The sequence below is a fragment of the Ensifer sp. GW821-FHT05G01 genome, from assembly GCF_059419585.1.
Genome location: NZ_JBWKSC010000001.1, coordinates 941288 through 960626, shown reverse-complemented (window position 1 = coordinate 960626; position 19339 = coordinate 941288). Strand labels below are relative to the sequence as shown.

General features: G+C 60.9%; 21 protein-coding genes. 3 read left to right on the top strand and 18 right to left on the bottom strand.

Features of this window, described 5'->3' with window-relative positions:
* Positions 1-10: 10 nt before the first annotated feature.
* Complete coding sequence (locus AC07UR_RS04605) at positions 11-496, top strand: peroxiredoxin (RefSeq protein ID WP_112808529.1); 486 nt, start codon at positions 11-13, stop codon at positions 494-496.
* A 45-nt stretch (positions 497-541) separates the two neighbouring features.
* Here AC07UR_RS04605 and rnhA read toward each other — a convergent pair whose 3' ends face one another.
* From rnhA to coxB, 13 genes are all read right to left on the bottom strand, one after another.
* On the bottom strand, positions 542-1009 hold the full coding sequence (gene rnhA, locus AC07UR_RS04600) for a ribonuclease HI (protein WP_173419231.1): 468 nt from the start codon (positions 1007-1009) through the stop codon (positions 542-544).
* Positions 1006-1986, bottom strand: a complete 981-nt coding sequence (locus tag AC07UR_RS04595) for a homoserine kinase (protein ID WP_209787210.1) — start codon at positions 1984-1986, stop codon at positions 1006-1008. The genes rnhA and AC07UR_RS04595 overlap by 4 nt, the downstream gene beginning before the upstream one ends.
* A gap of 53 nt (positions 1987-2039) precedes the next feature.
* Entirely contained in the window at positions 2040-3047 is a 1008-nt protein-coding gene (gene ispH / locus AC07UR_RS04590; RefSeq protein WP_173419229.1) for a 4-hydroxy-3-methylbut-2-enyl diphosphate reductase, read from the bottom strand.
* A gap of 3 nt (positions 3048-3050) precedes the next feature.
* Positions 3051-3416: a DUF1304 domain-containing protein gene (locus AC07UR_RS04585; protein WP_209787212.1), complete on the bottom strand. Its 366-nt coding sequence runs from the start codon at positions 3414-3416 to the stop codon at positions 3051-3053.
* 54 nt (positions 3417-3470) lie between these two features.
* Positions 3471-4214 carry an SURF1 family protein gene (locus AC07UR_RS04580; RefSeq protein WP_209787215.1) on the bottom strand — a complete coding sequence of 248 codons (744 nt, stop codon included), beginning with the start codon at positions 4212-4214 and terminating at the stop codon, positions 3471-3473.
* Complete coding sequence (locus AC07UR_RS04575; RefSeq protein ID WP_209787217.1) at positions 4207-4590, bottom strand: DUF983 domain-containing protein; 384 nt, start codon at positions 4588-4590, stop codon at positions 4207-4209. Before AC07UR_RS04575 ends, AC07UR_RS04580 begins: the two co-directional genes overlap by 8 nt.
* Positions 4587-5087, bottom strand: coding sequence for a L,D-transpeptidase family protein (locus AC07UR_RS04570; protein WP_412728312.1), 501 nt, complete (start codon positions 5085-5087; stop codon positions 4587-4589). The genes AC07UR_RS04575 and AC07UR_RS04570 overlap by 4 nt, the downstream gene beginning before the upstream one ends.
* A gap of 98 nt (positions 5088-5185) precedes the next feature.
* Entirely contained in the window at positions 5186-6064 is an 879-nt protein-coding gene (locus AC07UR_RS04565; RefSeq protein ID WP_209787219.1) for a cytochrome c oxidase subunit 3, read from the bottom strand.
* A 64-nt stretch (positions 6065-6128) separates the two neighbouring features.
* The gene (locus AC07UR_RS04560) at positions 6129-6728 is read right to left on the bottom strand and encodes a cytochrome c oxidase assembly protein (RefSeq protein ID WP_209787221.1); all 600 of its coding nucleotides are present in this window, start codon (positions 6726-6728) and stop codon (positions 6129-6131) included.
* An 11-nt stretch (positions 6729-6739) separates the two neighbouring features.
* Positions 6740-6880: a cytochrome c oxidase system small membrane protein gene (locus tag AC07UR_RS04555; RefSeq protein WP_053250651.1), complete on the bottom strand. Its 141-nt coding sequence runs from the start codon at positions 6878-6880 to the stop codon at positions 6740-6742.
* Positions 6880-7836: a heme o synthase gene (locus AC07UR_RS04550; protein WP_173419223.1), complete on the bottom strand. Its 957-nt coding sequence runs from the start codon at positions 7834-7836 to the stop codon at positions 6880-6882. Before AC07UR_RS04550 ends, AC07UR_RS04555 begins: the two co-directional genes overlap by 1 nt.
* Positions 7837-7934: 98 nt before the next feature.
* Positions 7935-9623, bottom strand: a complete 1689-nt coding sequence (gene ctaD / locus AC07UR_RS04545; RefSeq protein ID WP_173419222.1) for a cytochrome c oxidase subunit I — start codon at positions 9621-9623, stop codon at positions 7935-7937.
* 21 nt (positions 9624-9644) lie between these two features.
* Positions 9645-10529 (bottom strand): cytochrome c oxidase subunit II, encoded by an 885-nt coding sequence (gene coxB / locus AC07UR_RS04540; protein ID WP_173419221.1) that lies wholly within the window; start codon positions 10527-10529, stop codon positions 9645-9647.
* A 355-nt stretch (positions 10530-10884) separates the two neighbouring features.
* Here coxB and AC07UR_RS04535 point away from each other — a divergent pair, with 355 nt between their 5' ends.
* Positions 10885-11415, top strand: a complete 531-nt coding sequence (locus tag AC07UR_RS04535) for an invasion associated locus B family protein (RefSeq protein WP_173420964.1) — start codon at positions 10885-10887, stop codon at positions 11413-11415.
* Between the two features lie 138 nt (positions 11416-11553).
* Here the strand turns inward: AC07UR_RS04535 and ribB are convergent, their stop codons facing one another.
* The 3 genes from ribB to AC07UR_RS04520 form a co-directional block, all read right to left on the bottom strand.
* A complete protein-coding gene (gene ribB, locus AC07UR_RS04530; protein WP_209787223.1) occupies positions 11554-12654 on the bottom strand; it encodes a 3,4-dihydroxy-2-butanone-4-phosphate synthase in 1101 nt (366 codons plus the stop codon).
* Positions 12655-12669: 15 nt separating this feature from the next.
* Positions 12670-13767 carry a chorismate synthase gene (aroC, locus tag AC07UR_RS04525; RefSeq protein WP_209787225.1) on the bottom strand — a complete coding sequence of 366 codons (1098 nt, stop codon included), beginning with the start codon at positions 13765-13767 and terminating at the stop codon, positions 12670-12672.
* Between the two features lie 121 nt (positions 13768-13888).
* Entirely contained in the window at positions 13889-17068 is a 3180-nt protein-coding gene (locus tag AC07UR_RS04520) for a bifunctional diguanylate cyclase/phosphodiesterase (RefSeq protein ID WP_327795802.1), read from the bottom strand.
* Positions 17069-17366: 298 nt separating this feature from the next.
* Between AC07UR_RS04520 and AC07UR_RS04515 the strand changes: the two genes are divergently transcribed.
* Complete coding sequence (locus AC07UR_RS04515; RefSeq protein WP_053250645.1) at positions 17367-17627, top strand: DUF1344 domain-containing protein; 261 nt, start codon at positions 17367-17369, stop codon at positions 17625-17627.
* Positions 17628-17763: 136 nt separating this feature from the next.
* On the opposite strand, the gene AC07UR_RS04510 is transcribed toward AC07UR_RS04515, so the two are convergent.
* A complete protein-coding gene (locus tag AC07UR_RS04510; protein ID WP_173419217.1) occupies positions 17764-18348 on the bottom strand; it encodes a histidine phosphatase family protein in 585 nt (194 codons plus the stop codon).
* A gap of 49 nt (positions 18349-18397) precedes the next feature.
* Positions 18398-19216 carry an enoyl-ACP reductase FabI gene (gene fabI, locus AC07UR_RS04505; protein WP_209787229.1) on the bottom strand — a complete coding sequence of 273 codons (819 nt, stop codon included), beginning with the start codon at positions 19214-19216 and terminating at the stop codon, positions 18398-18400.
* Positions 19217-19339: the final 123 nt, after the last annotated feature.

Genomic DNA, 19339 nt, shown 5'->3' with positions numbered 1-19339 from the left:
GGAGAATGCCGTGACCATTGCCGTCGGAGACAAGCTGCCCACCGCAACCTTCAAGGAAAAGACCGCCGATGGTCCGGTGGAAGTGACGACCGAACAGCTCTTCAAGGGCAAACGCGTCGTGCTCTTTGCCGTTCCGGGCGCGTTCACGCCCACCTGCTCACTCAACCATCTCCCCGGCTATCTGGAAAACCGCGACGCGATCCTCGCACGCGGTATCGACGATATCGCCGTGGTCGCCGTCAACGATCTTCATGTCATGGGCGCCTGGGCGACGACGTCGGGCGGCATGGGCAAGATCCACTTCCTCTCGGACTGGAATGCTGCCTTCACCAAGGCGCTGGGCATGGACATCGACCTCTCGGCCGGCACGCTCGGCATCCGCTCGAAGCGTTACTCCATGCTGGTCGAAGATGGCGTGGTCACGAAGCTCAACCTCGAAGAAAGCCCGGGCCAGGCGACCGTATCGGGGGCTGCGGCGATCCTGGAACAGCTCTGAGAGCAGATACCAGCAAATGGAAACGGGCCCTGACGGCCCGTTTTTTTATTTTACGAGAAGAGAATCCGAACGACGCCCCTTCTTGAAGGGCTCCATGCCCTTGCGCGCGAGTTCGTCGGCACGTTCGTTTTCAGGATGGCCGGCATGGCCCTTGACCCAGTGCCAGGTCACCTTGTGACGACGGTTGGCGGCGTCCAGCGCCTGCCAGAGTTCGCCGTTCTTCACCGGCTTCTTGTCTGCCGTCTTCCAGCCGTTCTTCTTCCAGCCGTGGATCCACTTGGAGATGCCATCCATCACATATTTGCTGTCGGTGTGCAGATCGACCTCGCACTCGCTCTTCAGCGCGTCGAGCGCCGAGATAGCTGCCAGAAGCTCCATGCGGTTGTTGGTGGTTTCCGCCTCGCCGCCGCACAGATCCTTTTCCACATCGCCATAGCGCAGCACCGCGCCCCAGCCGCCCGGCCCCGGATTGCCCGAGCAGGCACCGTCGGTGAAGATATCCACGTGTTTCATGTGGAGGCCTCTTCGATCCGCAGACCATATTCGGCGCTGGAAACGATCGCGCGGTGAAAACGGATCTTCGTCAGGTATTCGAGCGGATCCTTCTTGACGACCAGCGCGCCGGCCGGCGTCATCAGCCAGTCGTACAGGCGCGTCAGGAAGAAGCGCAGCGCCGAACCGCGGCAAAGCAGCGGCAGGGCTTCAACCTCCTCGGCCGTCAGCTTGCGCACGCTCTCGTAGCCCGAAAGCAGCGCCATGCCCTTGGTGATATTGTAGGAACCGTTCTTCTCGAAGCACCACGAGTTAAGGCAGACAGCAACGTCGTAAGCGAGGTGGTCGTTGCAGGCGAAATAGAAGTCGATCAGGCCGGACAACTGGTCGCCGAGGAAGAAGACATTGTCGGGAAACAGATCGGCGTGAATGACACCGTCCGGCAAGCTCTTCGGCCAGTGGTTTTCGAGATGCGCGAGTTCGGCGGAAATCTCGTCCTTCAGACCAACCTGCACCTCATCGGCGCGCGCCTCTGAATTGAGCCAGAGCGGCCGCCAGCCACTGACCGAGAGCGCGTTGGGGCGCTTCAGGTCAAAACCTTGGCCTGCCAGATGCATCTCGGCCAGTGCCTTGCCGACCTCGCGGCAATGCTTGGCCTCGGGCTTGCGCAGCCACATGCCTTCAAGGAACGAGATCACGGCGGCCGGACGACCGGACAATTCGCCCAGAAGCTCGCCATCGGCGCGCGGCAAGGGCAGCGGGCAGGAAAGTCCACGATCGGCCAGGTGATGCATCAGCCCGAGGAAGAACGGCAGATCACCGGCATTCACGCGCTTTTCGTAGAGCGTCAGGATGTAGGCGCCCTTAGTCGTGTGCAGCAGGAAGTTGGAGTTTTCGACGCCCTCGGCAATGCCCTTGTAGGACGTCAGCTGACCGACGTCATAGGCCTCCAGAAAGGCGCTCAGGTCGTCTTCCGTGATATCGGTATACACTGCCACGGTTGTTCACTTTCAAAGATGGGCGGGCAAGATAGGCTGGCAAGATAGGTGGATTATTCGCCGTTGACGAAGGCCATATCCGCCGCGGTCAGCGGCACATGGCGGATTTCGCGGTTGACGAGGAAGTTCTCGTTTTCCTCGACCGTGTCGGCAAGCTCGACGACGGCATCGTAGCGCTCGCGGAACGCTTCGATGATCTCGTTGACGATCACCTCAGGTGCCGATGCTCCGGCGGAAAGGCCGACGGTCGAGATGTCGCCGATCGTCTCCCAATCGATTTCGGCCGCCCGCTGAACGAGGACCGACTTCTTCGCGCCGGCCTTCAGCGCCACTTCGACCAGGCGCTTGGAGTTCGACGAGTTCGGCGCGCCGACCACCAGAAACAGATCGCAGCCGGGTGCCGCCTGCTTGACCGCCTCCTGGCGGTTGGTGGTAGCGTAGCAGATCGAATCCGCAGCGGGCGCTGTCAGGTTGGGGAAGCGTTCGTGTAGCCGCTTGATGACGCCTGCCGTGTCGTCGACGGAAAGCGTCGTCTGGGTGACGAAACCGAGATTGTCGGGGTCGGGCGGCATGTAGACGTCGGCATCCTCGATGGTCTCGACCAGGGAGACGGCACCTTCCGGCAGCTGGCCCATCGTGCCGATCACTTCGGGATGGCCGGCATGGCCGATCAGCACCACGTGGCGGCCGAGCCGATTATGACGCATGGCCTGCTTGTGGACTTTCGAGACCAGCGGACATGTGGCGTCGAGATAGAAGAGATTGCGTGTGTCGGCATCCGCGGGCACCGATTTCGGCACGCCATGGGCGGAAAACACCACCGGCTGCTTGCGATGTTCCGGCGGGATTTCGTCAAGTTCCTCGACGAAGATCGCGCCCTTGGCCTCAAGCCCCTCGACAACATAACGGTTGTGCACGATCTCGTGGCGAACATAGACCGGCGCGCCGAATTCCTTCAACGCCAGGACGACGATCTGGATCGCCCGGTCGACACCGGCGCAGAAACCGCGCGGCCCGCAGAGGCGAATGGTGATCGGAGATTTTGCCGCGGATGATGCCATGGGTCAGGATGCCAGTAGAACGAAAACAAGGGCTGCAATGGCCGGACCGCCCTGGATCAGCAGGATGCGCGGCTTGACCGACCAAGCGCCATATATAGCGGCAACGATCACGCACACAAGGAAGAACACCTTCAACTCGAAGGCAAATGCCGCATCCGGCTGTATGAGAGACCACAAAAGTCCAGCTGCGAGGAAGCCGTTGTAAAGCCCCTGGTTCGCGGCGAGCACCCGGGTCGCCTCCGCCTGCTCCGCGGTCATGCGGAAGACGGAACGCCCCTGCGGCTTTGTCCAGAGAAACATTTCCAGCAGGAGAAAGCCGAGATGCAACAGCGCTGTCAGCACGATCAGGATCGTTGAAATCAAAGCCATTCCCCATATCCCCCAACTGCGTCGGTCAGGGATAACATGGCGTCGACGGACCGCCTATGGCTTGCGCCTGAAGACGAAGACACCGCTGACAACCACCAGCGCTGCGGCAAGGCCATACCAGGTCAGAGCATATTGCAGATGGCTGTTGGGCAGATCGAACTGCGTGACGCCGCCGATCGGCAGACCGCCCGGATTGGGCGACGCATCGGCGTCCACGAAGAACGGCAGGACCTTGTCCGCGGGAAGCCCGACCGACGACGCCATCGCGTCGAGGTCCTTCCAGTAGAAGATGTTCTTGGCGAGATCATTGTCCGGAACGATCGATGACGGCTTTTCGCTGAGCTTCGGCCGGGCGAGGCCGTTGATGGCAACGGAGGCCGGGAGCTCCCCGGCGAGCCGGGTCGAAGACTCCTTCTGCTCGAACGGGACGAACCCGCGATTGACGAACAGAAAACGACCGTCATCGAGCCTCAATGGCGTGAAGATGTAATAGCCAGTGCGGCCGTTATAGGTCGCGAAGAAATGCCGCTCGCGGCTGTGGTCGAATCCGCCGGGGACCGAAACCGTGCGGTAATCGATATCCCCGCCTTCAGCCAAAATCTTTTCGATGTCGGCAATTGTCACCGGCGGCGCCGACCGGCGCTCGGCGATCGCGGCGAGCAGGCCCTCTTTCCAATGCAGCCGCTGCATCTGCCAGGTGCCGAGCGAGATGAGGATCGCGAAGGTTGTCGCAAGCAGGACGAATGCGCCGACTCGCCCGACAAGGCTGCCCTTCTTTTTGGTCAAGACTTCAGCCACGATCGATCTCGCCAGGCCGCGCGTTGTTGCGATATTGCAGGTTGATGAGGATACCCTTCAGCATGCGCGTCAGGCCGAGGCTGAAGGCGATTGCCAGCGGTATCCAGAGCAGGAAATGCAGCCACAGCGGAGGACTGAGATTGACCTCCGTCCAGAGCGCGGCGCCGACGACGATGAAGCCGACAATCAGAATGACGAAGACAACAGGACCATCACCGGAATCGGCGAAACGATAATCAAGTTCGCAGCTCGTGCAGGCCGGCTTGACCGTCAGAAAGCCATCGAACAGCTTTCCCTGGCCGCAGCGTGGACACAGGCCCTTGATGCCTGCCATGATCGGCTCGACCGGCGGATAGAGGGCTTTGTCGTCACTCACGGATTGATCTCGATCGGGGTGTTGTTGGGAACCATGTCCCAGATTTCGTCCATTTCGGCATTGGTAACCGCAATGCAGCCATCCGTCCAATCGAACATCTGCGTCATAAACGCCAGCCAGCCGAAATAATTGCGCTGGCCGTGGATCATGATCATGCCGCCGGGATCGACGTTCTTGGCTGCCGCTGCCGCGATGTCTTCGGGTCTGGGATAGGAGACATGTATCGACAGGTGATAGCCGCTCTTGTCGTTGCGCCAGTCGAGAACATAGAGGCCCTCGGGCGTTCGCCGGTCGCCTTCGCGCTCCTTATGGCCGATGGGATTGCCGCCAAGCGCGATCGAATACTCACGCAGCATCTCATCCCCACGGTAGAGCTGCAGGATGCGTTTTTCCTTGTGCACCACGACGCGATTGGCAACGTCGCCGGCCAGCGCAGAAAAACACCCCGCCAGGAGCCATGCCATTGCCATTGCCACGGCAACCATGCGCATTTTCATATCCACCGCCCTCCCGCTACAACCACAAGACACATAAAAAATAAGGCGGCTGCATGGCTGCAGCCGCCCTATTGAAAAGAGCGTGCGCTCTGTTCTTCTTACATGTGCGCGATCGGCGCACCCCAGCCACCCCAGATATAGATGGAGAAGAAGAGGAAGAGCCAGACGACGTCAACGAAGTGCCAGTACCAGGCGGCCGCTTCGAAGCCGAAGTGCTGCTTCGGCGTAAAGTCGCCACGCAGCGCGCGCAGCAGGCAGACGAGCAGGAAGATCGTGCCGACGAGAACGTGGAAGCCGTGGAAACCGGTCGCCATGAAGAAGGTCGCGCCGTAGATCGAGTCCTTGAAGGCGAACGGAGCGTGAGCGTATTCGTAAGCCTGAACGTAGGAGAACAGCACGCCGAGGACGACCGTCAGCGACAGGCCGTAGACCAGGCCCTTGCGGTCATTGTGGAGCAGTGCGTGGTGCGCCCAGGTGACCGTCGTGCCGGAAAGCAGCAGGATGACGGTGTTGTAGAGCGGCAGGTGCCAGGGGTCGAGAACCTCGATACCCTTCGGCGGCCAGACACCACCGGTAAAGGCGGTGCGGGTTGCCTGGATGGCTTCGCCCGGGAACAGGCTGGCGTCGAAATAGGCCCAGAACCAAGCAACGAAGAACATCACTTCCGAAGCGATGAACATGATCATGCCGTAGCGCAGGTGCAGCGAGACGACGCGGGTGTGGTGACCCTCGTGGGCTTCCTTCACCGTGTCCGACCACCAGCCGTACATGGTGTAGAGAACGACGGCGAGGCCGATGAAGAAGACCCACGGATTGGCGAGCTCTGCGCCGAACAGCTTGAAGGAGCCGCCCGAGAGATAGCGCATGTAGCCGACACCGCCGAACGCCATGACGAATGCGCCGATCGAGGCAAGCAACGGCCAGGGGCTCGGGTCGATGATGTGGTAGTCGTGATTCTTCTGATGCGCATCGGCCATGTCAGTAATCCCCGATAGGTCTTTCTCTTGTCGCCCTTCCGGCTTAGCCGAAACGGGCCTCCAGTCAAAGTTTGTTCTCAGTTTCGCCCGTCTTCACCCGTGCGACCGGCTTTGACGGCTCGCGCGGGTAGAAGGTGTAGGAAAGCGTCAGTGTCTTGATGTCCTTGGTCTCGACCGCGTTGACCATGTCCGGATCGACGAAGAATACCACCGGCATCTCCATCTCCTCTCCCGGCTGCAGGGTCGTCTCGGTAAAGCAGAAGCATTGGACCTTGTTGAAGTAGGCACCGGCCTGCATCGGCGTGACGTTGAACGTCGCCTGGCCCGTCGTCGGCTTCGACGAAAGGTTCTTGGCGCGGTACATGACCTGCACGGTCTCGCCGATACGGACGTCGATGTCGCGCTGCACCGGCTTGAATTCCCAGGGCAGGCCGCCCGAGGTGTTGGCGTCGAAGGTAACCTTGACCTTTTCGTCGAGGATGACGTCCGATGCCTGCTCGACGCGCTGTGTCGTGCCGTTATAGCCGGTGACGCGGCAGAACATGTCGTAGAGCGGCACGGCCGCATAGGCCATGCCGGTCATGCCGACGACGAAGGCGACGCAGGTGCCAACGATCACGCCGTTGGAGCGCTGCTTCTGCTCTGAGTTCTGAGAAGTCGTCATGCCGCGGCTCCTCAGTTGACCATGCCGTTGCCGAACTTGATCAGCGTGACGACGTAGAAGAGGACGACCAGACCAGCCAGGACGACACCGAGCGCGATGTTGCGGCCGCGGCGGGACTTCTTCTGGGCTTCGTTGAGCTTGACGGTTTCCATCAGGCAACACTCCCGGCATTCAGCCAGATATTGACGATCAGGTGATCCGCCATCAGGGCGGAGAAGATCACGAACAGATACATGATCGAGAAGGCGAAAAGCTTCTTGGCGGGCAGCATGCGCTCGTCGGTTTCGGGCATGCGCAGCACGCCGATCGAATACCAGACGAAGCCAAGACCAAGTGCCGCTGCGACCGCGCCGTAACCGATGCTCGCAAAACCGAGCAAGGTGGGACAGATGCCGATCAGCGCCGTCAGAACCGCATAGATGACGATCTGTTTCTTGGTGGTCGCCTGGCCGCAGACGTTGGGCAGCATCGGCACGCCGACGGCGCCATAGTCACCCATCTTGAACAGTGCGAGCGCCCAGAAATGCGCAGGCGTCCACAGGAAGGTGATGAGGAAAAGCACGATGCTCTCCACCGACACGCCGCCGGTCACACAGGCCCAGCCGATCATCGGCGGGAAGGCACCGGCAGCACCGCCGATGACGATGTTCTGCGGCGTCGAGCGCTTGAGCCACATCGTATAGATGACGGCGTAGAAGAAGATGGTGAAGGCGAGCAACCCGGCTGCGAGCCAATTGACGGCGAGCCCAAGGATGATCACGGAAAAGGCTGACAGTGTCAGGCCGAAGGCGAGCGCTTCCTCGGGCAGGATCTTGCCTGCCGGGATCGGGCGCTTGGCCGTGCGGGTCATGACCGCGTCGATGTCGGCGTCATACCACATGTTGAGCGCGCCGGAGGCGCCAGCACCGACGGCGATGCACAGGATGGCGATGAAACCGATGAAGGGATTGATGTGTCCGGGCGCAAGCACGAGGCCCGCAAGCGCGGTGAACACGACGAGCGACATGACGCGGGGCTTCAGAAGCTCGAAATAATCGCGCGCAGAGGCCTCGGACAGGCGCGGCGCGCCATCCATGCCCATTGCTTCGTGATTGTCGATGACCGTCATGTCTCGTCCTTGATCGTCTTTTGCCCATAGGGGCCGTCTTTTGCCGGTTCTCCGGCGGGGTGAAGCCGCCGGAACCGGCGGCTTCTGTTTCTTTCCCATCACTTGATGCGCGGGAGCTGTTCCCACTGGTGGAACGGCGGCGGCGAAGACAGCTGCCATTCGAGCGTGTTTGCACCCTCGCCCCACGGATTGTCGCCAGCGACGCGCTTCTTGGCGAAGGCTTCGGCGACACAGAAGAGGAAGATCAGTACGCCGACGGCTGCGATGTACGAGCCGTAGGACGACACCATGTTCCAGCCGGCATAGGCATCCGGATAGTCGATGTAGCGGCGCGGCATGCCAGCGAGACCCAGGAAGTGCTGCGGGAAGAAGATCAGGTTCACACCAATGAACATGACCCAGAAGTGCAGCTTGCCGAGGAACTCGGAGTACATGTAGCCGGTCATCTTCGGGAACCAGTAGTACCAGGCAGCGAAGATCGCGAACACGGCGCCGAGCGACAGAACGTAGTGGAAGTGAGCAACCACGTAGTAGGTGTCGTGCAGCGAACGGTCGAGGCCGGCGTTGGCGAGCTGAACGCCCGTGACGCCACCGACGGTGAACAAGAAGATGAAGCCGATCGCCCAGACCATCGGGGTCGTGAAGCGGATCGAACCACCCCACATCGTCGCGATCCACGAGAAAATCTTCACGCCGGTCGGAACCGCAATAACCATCGTCGCGAAGACGAAGTAGCGCTGCGTGTCGAGCGACATGCCGACGGTGTACATGTGGTGTGCCCACACGATGAAGCCGACGGCGCCGATCGCGACCATGGCGTAGGCCATGCCGAGGTAGCCGAAGATCGGCTTGCGCGAGAAGGTGGAAACAATGTGGCTGACGATGCCGAAGCCCGGCAGGATCAGGATGTACACTTCCGGGTGACCGAAGAACCAGAACAGGTGCTGGAACAGGATCGGGTCGCCGCCGCCTTCAGGCGCGAAGAAGGCCGTGCCGAAGTTGCGGTCCGTCAGCAGCATGGTGATGCCACCTGCCAGAACCGGCAGCGAGAGCAGCAGCAGGAAGGCGGTGATCAGAACCGACCAGGCAAACAGCGGCATCTTGTGCAGCGTCATGCCTGGAGCGCGCATGTTCAGGATCGTGGTGATGAAGTTGATCGCACCGAGGATCGACGAAGCACCGGCAATGTGCAGGCCGAGGATCACGAGATCCATCGCCGGCCCGGGCATGCCCGACGTCGAGAATGGTGGATAGATCGTCCACCCGCCCCCTGCACCATAGGCGCCAGCCGGACCTTCGACGAACATCGAAAGCAGCACCAGCAGGAAGGCCGGAATGATCAACCAGAACGAGATGTTGTTCATGCGCGGGAACGCCATGTCCGGCGCGCCGATCATGATCGGAACCATCCAGTTGGCGAAGCCGCCGATCAGCGCCGGCATGACCATGAAGAAGATCATGATGAGCGCGTGCGCGGTCGTGAATACGTTGAACATGTGCTTGCCGCCGTCGATGGCAGCGTCGCCCTCGAAGCCGTAAACCATCTGCGCCAGACCGTGGAAGATCTGAATGCCCGGTTCCTGCAGCTCGGCGCGCATGAAGATCGACAGCGTGCCGCCGATGATGCCCGCGAAGATCGCGAAGATCAGGTAGAGCGTGCCGATGTCCTTGTGGTTGGTCGACAGAAACCAGCGCTGAAAAAAGCTCAAAGGCTTGTGCGCGTGATCTGCGTGACCATGATCGGAATGATCATGGCGTTGGTCGTGATGAGCGGCTGTTCCAGCCATGGGTCGAGCTCCCCTTACCGATTACTGTGCGGCGTTGGCAGCGACGTCAACGGCCTTCGCCGCGCCGTCGATGGACGCCATGAGCGCCTTGTTCGCATCGCCGATATTGGTTGCGGCGGCAGCGAGCCAGGCGTCGTATTTTTCCTGCGAAACAACGCGGACGGCGATCGGCATATAGGCGTGGTCCTTGCCGCAGAGCTCGGAACACTGGCCATAGTAGAGGCCTTCACGGTCAGCCTTGAACCAGGTTTCGTTCAGGCGGCCGGGAACGGCATCGATCTTAACGCCGAAGGCGGGCATCGCGAAAGCGTGAATGACGTCGGCAGCCGTAACGAGCAGACGAACGGTCTTGCCGACCGGAACGACGACTTCGTTGTCGACAGCGAGAAGGCGCGGATATTCGACCTTGTCTTCCTTGCCGAGGCTCGCACGATCTTCTTCCTTCATCAGCAGGCTGTCGAAGGAGAGCGGGCTTTCACCGACTTCATATTCATAGGACCAGTACCACTGGTTGCCCGTCGCCTTGACCGTCAAATCCGGATTGGCCGGCGGCGTCAGCTGCGCGGTCAAAAGCTGGAAAGACGGAATGGCCAGGAACAGCAGGATGATGACCGGACCGACGGTCCAGACAACCTCGATAGCGGTGTTGTGGCTGGTCTTGGAGGGCACCGGATTGACGCTCTCACGGAATTTGACCACCACGACAATCAGCAGCAGGAGGACAAAGAGAGTGATCGGAATGATGAACCACAGGGTGTAGTGTTCAAACCACGTGATTTCTTCCATAATGCCCGTCGCCGCTGCCTGAAAGTTCGTCTGCCAATCGACAGGCTTGTCAGCGTAGGCGCTCGAAGCAAAAAGCAGACAGGCAAGCGCTGCCATAACTGCATAGGCCTTGTTTTTCACAATATGTCTCCCCAATGCGCTTGATCAGGATCAAACCGAAACGCAGAATCCCTGCGATACTGCTGCGCTTCAAACCACAGTTTGCCCAACGCCGCAACATCTGTGCAATCAACCCCATGCGGCATTTTTGCACAAATGCGACTTTTCTCACAGGCACCCCTCGGAAGCCTCAACGAATCGACTTATATGCCTCGATCTGCGCCACTGTTGGCGCTCTCACGCCACGTCAGCGCGACAATGGTGTTCCGCAAGCCCAATTTCCGCCATATGGCGCTGGAATGTACCCCGCAGGGCTTTTCATTTCTCCCCGCGCGCTTCAAGAATAGCCCTGATGATTCGACGTTTTGAGGTTTACATGGGCCTGCCCCTCTTCTCCCGACTGTCGGCTCTTGCCGCTCTCGGACTTGCCGTTCTCGCCCTTCCTGTGGCGAGCGCTGCCCAACAACCTGCTGGCGCGCCCGGAACGGTCAAGTCCAACCACGGCGCCTGGTCGATCGTCTGCGATCAGCCGGCAGGTGCATCGACCGACCAGTGCGCCCTGATGCAGAACGTCATCGCCGAAGACCGACCGGAAGTCGGCCTCTCCGTGGTCGTGCTGAAGACCGCCGACCGCAAGGCGAAGATTCTGCGCGTTCTGGCGCCGCTCGGCGTGCTTTTGCCGAACGGCCTCGGTCTCAATGTCGACGGCAAGGATATCGGCCGCGCCTATTTCGTGCGCTGCTTCTCGGACGGCTGCTATGCCGAGGTCGTGCTCGAGGACGAGCTGTTGAAGACCTTCCGCTCTGGCGCGACGGCGACCTTCATCGTCTTCCAGTCGCCGGAAGAAGGCATCGGCATTCCTGTTGATCTCAAGGGTTTCGGCGAAGGCTACGACGCCCTGCCCTGATGGCACTTGCCACCGCGTTTTTCCCAAAGCCGCGCCTCGTGCGCGGCTTTTTCGTTTCAACCATCAAGCGGCAGGCAGCAAAAAGCCCGGATGTTCGTCCGGGCTTCCAAGCTTCGAAGGCGTTCTCGCGGTTCAGCGTCAGATAATGTCAGTCGCGGCGATCTTGATGCCGAAGCCTTCGAGACCGACATAGTGGCGTTCGCGCGAGGCGAGCAGCCGGATCGAACTGATGCCGAGATCCTTGAGGATCTGCGCGCCGAGGCCGATCTCCAGCCATTCGCTTTCGCGGGCCTGCGCCTCGTCATGCGCTTCGCGATCATGCTTGCCCTTGCGCGCCGTGTGCGACACGCCAACGCCGACCGAGCCTTCACGCAGATAGACGATGACGCCCCTGCCCTCTTCGGCGATACGCTTCATGATCCGGTCGATTTGGCAGTCCTTGCCGAAGACGTCGGCTCCGACATTTTCGAGGTGCAGGCGAACCGGGATGTCAACGCCGTCACGGATGTCGCCGAAGACGACGGCAAGATGCTGCATCGGATCCCAGGGCAAGGAATAGGAATGCCCCTTGGCCTTGCCGTAGGGCGTCTCGATGTCGAAGGAGCCGCCCTGCTCGATCAACGTTTCCTTGCGCTGACGATAGGCGATCAGGTCGGCGACGGAGACCTGCTTCAAACCGTGCTTTTCAGCAAAGGCGCTGACCTGCGGGCCGCGTGTGACGGTGCCGTCATCGTTGACCAGCTCGCAGATGACGCCGATCGAAGGCAGGCTTGCGAGCTTGCAGAGATCGACGGCAGCTTCCGTATGGCCGGAACGCATCAGGACGCCGCCTTCGCGGGCGACTAGGGGGAAGATATGGCCGGGCCGCACGAAATCGGTCGGCCCGACATTGGGGTTGGCGAGGTTGCGCACCGTCAGTGTGCGATCGTCAGCCGAGATGCCAGTGGTGGTTCCGTGCTTGAAATCGACCGAGACGGTAAAGGCCGTGGTGTGCGCCGAATCGTTTTCCGCCACCATGGCATTGAGATTGAGGCGCTTTGCCTCTTCGCGCGGCATCGGCGTACAGACGATGCCCGAAGTATGGCGCACGATGAAGGCCATCTTCTCCGGCGTGCAATGCACGGCGGCGACGATCAGGTCGCCTTCGTTCTCGCGGCCGTCGTCGTCGGTGACGACGACGATCTCGCCCGCTTCGAAGGCACGGATGGCATCAACGACACGCTTCTGGTCATAGGACATCTTGTTCTTCCCGAACTATTTGAGCCGGCCGGTCTGGCCGCGGTCACGCAGGTAGTGATCTGCAATGGTGCAGGCAACCATCGCTTCGCCGATCGGCACGGCGCGGATGCCGACACAAGGATCATGACGCCCCTTGGTGCGCACATCCACTTCGTTGCCGTCGCTGTCGATCGAACGACGCTCGGTCAGGATAGAAGAGGTCGGCTTGATCGCAAAGCGGGCGATGACCGGCTGGCCGGTCGAAATGCCGCCAAGAATGCCGCCGGCGTTGTTGGAGAGGAAGACGGGCTGACCGTCAGCGCCGATACGCATCTCGTCGGCATTTTCCTCGCCGGTGATTTCGGCTGCACCAAAGCCGTTGCCGATCTCCACGCCCTTGACGGCGTTGATCGACATCAGGTTCGAAGCGATATCCTGGTCGAGTTTGGCATAAACAGGCGCACCGATGCCGGCCGGCACGCCTTCCGCCACCACTTCGACCACGGCGCCGATGGACGAACCCGATTTGCGGATGCCGTCCAGGTATTCCTCCCAGACGGGCACGATCGCCGGATCTGGCGCGAAGAACGGGTTGTTGTTGACCTCGGCCCAATCCCAGTTGGCCCGGTCGATCTTGTGCTTGCCGATCTGCACGAGCGCTGCGCGCACGACCAGCCCCGGGACAACCTTGCGGGCGATACCACCGGCGGCAACGCGTGCTGCCGTTTCGCGCGCCGACGAACGGCCACCACCGCGGTAGTCGCGAATGCCGTATTTGACGTCATAGGTGTAGTCGGCGTGCCCCGGGCGATAACGCTTGGAGATTTCCGAATAATCCTTCGAGCGCTGGTCGGTGTTTTCGATCAGCATCGAAATCGGCGTGCCGGTCGAGATCATCGTCTCGCCGTCCTCATCCAGCATCACGCCGGAGAGAACCTTGACGAGATCGTCCTCACGGCGCTGCGTGACGAAACGCGACTGACCGGGCTTGCGCTTGTCGAGCCAGGCTTGCAATTCGGCGAGCGTGAAACGAATGCCGGGTGGGCACCCATCCACCACGCAGCCAAGTGCTGGCCCATGGCTTTCGCCCCAGGTGGTGACGCGGAAAAGATGACCGAAGGTATTGTGCGACATGAGGCAACCGAACTCTGAGAAGCAACGGACGTACATGTTTCATGTACGGGCGCCACTCTCTTAGTGGAAAGCCGGGAAAGGGGAAAGTGTTTCCGATGGGCAGGCGGGATTTGCAATCGCCTCAGGAGGCGAGCCTCAATCCGCGCTCCGTCGCGAATGCCAGGAAGTTCTCCGCGCTCAGCGGCTTCGAGAAGGCGTAACCCTGCAGCAGATCGCAGCCGAGAATGCCGAGCATTTCGGCGTGTGCCATGGTCTCCACGCCTTCTGCCACCGTCTCGATGCCGAGCGAGCGGGCGATATCGATGATCGACCGGATCAGCGCCTGCTCCGTGCGGGCGCTGAGAACCGGAATCACGAGCTGCCGGTCGATCTTCAGCCGCTTCGGCTTGATCTTCAACAGGCTGACGATCGAGGTATGACCCGTGCCGAAATCGTCGATTTCGATGTCGATACCGAGCCTTTTAATGCCCTCGATATTGGCCGTGACGATATCGTCGCTTTCGTCGAGGAAGATCGATTCCACCAGTTCGAAGGAAAGCTGCCCCGGCGCGATGCTCAGGCCCTCGAGCGAGGCGAGCAGCCGTTCGTCCTGCAGGCGCTTGGCCGACACGTTGACGGAGATCTTCGGGACTCTCAGGCCGGCCGCTGCCCAGCGCATCTGGTCGGCCAGCGATTTTTCAAGCACGAGCCGGTCGAGCGCCGCGGTGACGTTCAGGTCATCGGCGATCGCCAGGAACCTGTCCGGCGTCAGAATGCCGTGGCGCGGATGGCGCCAGCGTATGAGCGCCTCCACACCGGAAAGCGCCAATGTCGAGGCGTCAAATTGCGGCTGGTACCAGGGAACGAACTCGTCGCGCTCGATGCCCTCGAGGATCTCGTCGGCGACGCGTTTGGCGGTGACGACTTCGGCCTGGAGGATCTGCGTGAAGAACTGATAGCGGTTTCGGCCATTCTCCTTCGCCCGGTAGAGAGCCATGTCGGCATTGACGAGCAGCTTGCGCGCGTCACCATGCGCCTGGCGCGCCACGGCGACCCCGATGCTGACGCCGAAGCGGCAGGGAAATCCGTTGTAATCGACGGGCTGGCGCATCTCCGCGATGATACGGTCGCACAGCGCCGCAAGCGCGACATCGCCCGGCGCTCCGGTTACGACGACGACAAACTCGTCGCCGCCGATGCGCGCCACGAGGTCATCCGGCCCAATGTTGGAGCGCAGGATCTCCGACGCATGGACCAGCATCGCGTCGCCGGCCGCATGGCCGAGCGTATCGTTGATCTGCTTGAAACGATCGAGGTCGATATGAAGGATGGCAATGTTTTGCGGCTTGTCAGCCCCCGCACCGGTCAGGCGCTCCAGCGCCTTGTCGAGCATCCGGCGATTGCCGAGCCCCGTCAGCGGATCGTGCAGCGAATTGTGCTCGATGCGGATCCGCGCCTGCTCCAACTCGGCGTTCTTGGCATCGGTCATTGCCTTGGCCGCGCGCAATTGTTCGGTCATCACGACGTCGTCGGTCACGTCGAGCGCGATGCCGACCAGCTTCCTGCGCCCCTCTGGCGACACATGCAGCTTGCCGACTGAGCGAATGTGTCGGACGGCGCCCTCGGCCAGAACCACGCGTGCCTGGTGGACATAGGTTTCGCGCGCGCCGATCGCCGTGTTGACGGCCAGAAGTGCAGAGCCACGATCTTCAGGATGAAGGGCACCGAGCCAGATTTCCTCGTTGGTAGCGCCGTCGGTATAGCGCAGCCCGTAGAGCTGGTGCATGCGCTCGTCCCAATAGGCGACGTTGTTGTCGAGATCCGCCTCCCACATGCCGCAACGATAACTGTCGAGCGCGAGGTCGAGCCGGCGCGACAGCTTCTCGAGTTCCTGCTCGCGCTCGTAAAGCCCCTTCAAGGCCCGCTCGAGTTCCAGGTTCTGCTGATCGACCTGAGCCTTGGCGGCGCCAAGACGTTCGTTCTTCAACACGTCATCGGTCACATCCCAGCTGATGCCGGTGATCTTCGAGCGACCGTCGACACCCTGATGGCCGGAACCGACATTGCGGATGTGCCGTATGCTGCCGTCGGAGAGGACGACGCGATATTGAGAACGGTACTCCAGCCCCTCGTCGAGGCTGCGAAACAGAGTGTTGGCGGCAATGCCGGCATCATCAGGGTGGACGGTCGATCGCCATTCCTCGTAGGTCGGCTCGTCGTCATGGACCGTCAACCCATGCAGGTGGAACATGCGGTCGTCCCAGGACCGCTCCTGCGTTGCCTGATCGATTTCCCATATGCCGATCTTGGAGGCCTCGAGCGCCAGATTGAGACGATGCGAAAGCGTCATCACCTCACCTTCGCGCGCCCTGAGCTTGGCGATGTTGCGCTGGCGCTCATTGACCAGACCGCCGGTCAAAAGAATGGGAATGACGACAACCGCGACCGCCGCGGCAATGGCCAGACGCAGGTCGGTGCTGTTTTCCGGCAGTTGGTCCCAGCCACCGATCGGTGTCGCCGCGAGCTCCCACACGCCGCCGGGCAGGACGAGTTGGCGCATGGCCGGAGCCGCCCGAAAAACGCCGTCGCTACCGAAGAAGGCATCCTGGATGCGTTCCGGTTCCGACACGTCTCGGATCGCGAGATGCACGTCGACGTGGCGATGATCACCCGTCGATTCCGGTGTTTCAACACCGTCCTCAAGCAGGCGGGCGGAGCGATAGAGAGCCTTTTCGTCAAGGATCGCCTCGACATAACCCCAGCGCTCCATACGCCCCTGGATCTTGGCGAAGACAGGCAGGAAAAGCTCAAAACCGTTGCGCCCGCTCGGCAGGCGAATGGGGCCGATCATCACGGGCTTGACGGTGGACGAAGCCCGCTCCACGGCACGCCGCGTCGCACCGAACTTGTTGAAATCGGTGCCGACGAACCATTGCTGGCTTTCGCGGGGAAAAGAGATGCGCACCACGCCGCCGGGAGCGGCCGACGCCCGCACCATCTGCGGGTTCTGCAGCAGCAACTTGGTCGACATGACCGTGAAATCGTCCGCGGTCATCTCGGGATGAACGCCGATGCTGTTGGCGAACCCGTTGAGGGCGGCAATATTGGTATTGACCTCCGACTGGAGGCGATTGGCGATGAGGTTCAGCTCATTCTCGACGTCGATCCTCAGATCGCTTCGGAAGTTTTCAAGGTTCTGGCGCTCATAGATGTGGCCGCCGCTGAACACAACGATGCCGGCGATCGCAGCCGGTATCAGCGACGGTTTCGCAAATCTGGCTGCGGCCCGAATGCGCTGGCGCAGAACGTCAACAATCTTCACTCTATTCCCCTCGATCCCCAACCGAAGGTAGCGAGCGAGTCTTAAGATTGGCTTTCGTGACATTTCTTTGGAAAACCCCATAATTCATGGGGATACAATGCGGAAGCGTCGCCGATCCCACCGGCCGAACGCTTGAAAACTGCACGTTTGGCGTTCAGTCTCCTCCAACCGGCCGGGCAATCCCCAAACGAGGGAAAATGCCTGTCAAAAGCGACGGTACAAGGCAATTTTTGCCACAATCGGGGATCAAATGGTGATGACAAGAAGAATCGCAGATACACTGAAGAGGGCAAGAAAGATGCGTTTTGTCATTGCCGCGCTCATGGCCACCGCAGGCTTGCTTTCGCCTCTGTCGGCCCTTGCCGAAAGTGCCGACGTAGAGGCTGTCATCACCGGCGTCGATACCGATCGCCTCAGCCTCCAACTCGACGACGGCAAGAGCTATCAGGCACCTGAAGAGTTCAACTTCGAAGGCCTCACCGCCGGCGTGAAAGTTCTCGTGTTCTATACAGAGGTCGATGGCAAGCGTGTGATCAACGACCTGGAAATCGTCCAGTAAGACTTTTGAGAGCCACGTCCCGCCCCATGGGGGGCGGGTGCCCTGATCCGGCGTTGCCGAAGCATTTCCAGGAAATGCGTGAAGACAATGAGAGAGCCGTTTCCACGGCTTCGCTCAGGCGCGATGCGCCAAAACCTCAGATCCAGCCGATGGTATTGCCGGCAATCCGCAACAAACGATCCTGAGGGATGGCGGCGGAAGCCGCCTCATCTTCGTCCATCTCGCCAAAAAGCTTGAACAGCGCGCGGATGACGCCGCCATGGCTGACACAGACCGTCGGCCTGTTGACGTCCTTGAGCCAAGCCGCAATCCGCCAGGACAGGATCTCGTAGCTTTCGGCATCATCACCGGGCGGGATGAAATCCCATTTCACCTTGCGTCGCTCGGCGATACGCTCTGGCACGGAGCGCTTCAGCTCCGGAAGCGTGAAGCCTTCCCAATCGCCGAAGGAGACTTCCTTCAACCGGTCGTCGGTGCGGTAGAGGGTGGGGTCAAGCCCCATGGCACGGCGCAGGCGCTCCATGGTTTCACGGGTGCGGCCGAGCGGGCTTGCGACGAAGTCGAACTGCGCTGCGTCGCCACCGAGGATGGCTGCGAGCGCCATCCCGTTTCCGGTCGCCTGCTGGCGGCCGGTATCGTTGAGAGGGATGTCCTTCTGCCCCTGGAGGCGGCTTTCCGCGTTCCAGTCGGTTTGTCCGTGACGGATCACATAGATCAGCACAACATTTCGCTCCGGGCAGGAGGCTGTTCGGGCCGGTCGGCGGCGCCGATCAATCCTTGATGACGGAGATATCCGGGGCGTCGACGGCCTTCATGCCGACGACATGATAGCCGCTGTCGGCATGGTGGACTTCACCCGTAACCGAGCGCGACAGGTCGGACAGCATGTAGAGGCCGACATCGCCTACTTCCTCGATGGTGACGGTGCGACGCAGCGGTGCGTTGTACTCGTTCCACTTGAGGATGTAGCGGAAATCGCCGATGCCGGAAGCGGCCAGTGTCTTGATCGGGCCGGCGGAGATCGCGTTGACGCGGATGTTCTTCGGACCGAGGTCGACGGCCAGATACTTGACGCTCGCTTCGAGGGCAGCCTTGGCGACACCCATAACGTTGTAGTTCGGCATAACCTTTTCGGCGCCGTAATAGGTCAGCGTCAGCATCGAGCCGCCATCCGTCATCAGCTTTTCAGCGCGACGGGCCACCGACGTGAACGAATAGACCGAGATCTGCATCGTCTTGGCGAAGTTTTCCGGCGACGTGTCGACATAACGGCCGGTCAACTCGTCCTTGTCGGAGAAGCCAATCGCATGCACGACGAAGTCGATCTTGCCCCAGTGCTTTTCAAGCGAGGAGAAAACCTCGTCGATGGACGCCTCGTCGCTGACGTCACAGTGGCCGGCCATGAAACCGTCGATTTCAGCCAAAAGCGGCTCGACGCGCTTCTTCAGTGCATCGCCCTGATAGGTCAGCGCAACTTCGCCACCCTGGGCATGGATCGCCTTGGCGATCCCCCACGCGATCGAACGGTTGTTCGCGACGCCCATGATGACGCCACGCTTGCCCTTCATCAAACCCGATGCCTGAGCCATGCATTGTCCCCAATACTATCTGCCGGCATCGATGACGGCCGACGCCAGACTTAACAAAATTCAAATACGCCAAGCCGGCGCTATCGGCGCACGTGCGGCAAATTGTCGAGAATTGCCTATGGC

Coding starts and splice junctions, on each gene's coding strand:
- fabI (WP_209787229.1), bottom strand. CDS start 19,216: ATGGCTCAGGCATCGGGTTTGATGAAGGGCAAGCGTGGCGTCATCATG.
- aroC (WP_209787225.1), bottom strand. CDS start 13,767: ATGTCGCACAATACCTTCGGTCATCTTTTCCGCGTCACCACCTGGGGC.
- AC07UR_RS04560 (WP_209787221.1), bottom strand. CDS start 6,728: ATGACGACTTCTCAGAACTCAGAGCAGAAGCAGCGCTCCAACGGCGTG.
- ctaD (WP_173419222.1), bottom strand. CDS start 9,623: ATGGCTGGAACAGCCGCTCATCACGACCAACGCCATGATCATTCCGAT.
- AC07UR_RS04515 (WP_053250645.1), top strand. CDS start 17,367: ATGCGTTTTGTCATTGCCGCGCTCATGGCCACCGCAGGCTTGCTTTCG.
- AC07UR_RS04550 (WP_173419223.1), bottom strand. CDS start 7,836: ATGACGGTCATCGACAATCACGAAGCAATGGGCATGGATGGCGCGCCG.
- AC07UR_RS04555 (WP_053250651.1), bottom strand. CDS start 6,880: ATGGAAACCGTCAAGCTCAACGAAGCCCAGAAGAAGTCCCGCCGCGGC.
- AC07UR_RS04535 (WP_173420964.1), top strand. CDS start 10,885: ATGGGCCTGCCCCTCTTCTCCCGACTGTCGGCTCTTGCCGCTCTCGGA.
- ribB (WP_209787223.1), bottom strand. CDS start 12,654: ATGTCCTATGACCAGAAGCGTGTCGTTGATGCCATCCGTGCCTTCGAA.
- AC07UR_RS04585 (WP_209787212.1), bottom strand. CDS start 3,416: ATGGCTTTGATTTCAACGATCCTGATCGTGCTGACAGCGCTGTTGCAT.
- ispH (WP_173419229.1), bottom strand. CDS start 3,047: ATGGCATCATCCGCGGCAAAATCTCCGATCACCATTCGCCTCTGCGGG.
- AC07UR_RS04565 (WP_209787219.1), bottom strand. CDS start 6,064: ATGGCCGATGCGCATCAGAAGAATCACGACTACCACATCATCGACCCG.
- rnhA (WP_173419231.1), bottom strand. CDS start 1,009: ATGAAACACGTGGATATCTTCACCGACGGTGCCTGCTCGGGCAATCCG.
- AC07UR_RS04570 (WP_412728312.1), bottom strand. CDS start 5,087: ATGAAAATGCGCATGGTTGCCGTGGCAATGGCAATGGCATGGCTCCTG.